The organism is Finegoldia sp. P3-F-LR, from assembly GCF_052932165.1.
In genome coordinates this window covers 1-298 of the sequence record NZ_JBRFJE010000065.1, presented here as the reverse complement: position 1 = coordinate 298, position 298 = coordinate 1, and the positions used below count along the sequence as shown (strand labels likewise).

General features: G+C 34.2%; 1 protein-coding gene. It reads right to left on the bottom strand.

Features of this window, described 5'->3' with window-relative positions; genetic code table 11:
* Positions 1–298 (bottom strand): TetR/AcrR family transcriptional regulator (locus ACU68U_RS09335; RefSeq protein ID WP_446763202.1); only part of this gene is annotated, 298 nt, incomplete at both ends.

Here is a 298-nt window from a genome sequence, read left to right as displayed (position 1 = left end):
ATTTTGTTCCATAAGAACCAAACACTAATAACTCAAACGCATCTTTATTTTCAAAAAAATACAAGACCATCTTAACAGCACCATGTGCTTTAGAGTCTAAAATTTTATAAATGGTTTCTTTCCCAAGCGGAACTTCCTTTTTATATGTCTCAAAACTCTCATCCTCATACATAGCATAGTATTTTCGTATTTGGCTTACAATCGGCTCAACTAACTCAGAAAAAAGTGCTTCCTTATCCTCAAAATGACCATAAAACGCCCCAGTAGTAACACCTGCTTCTTTGCAAATAGCTCTTAA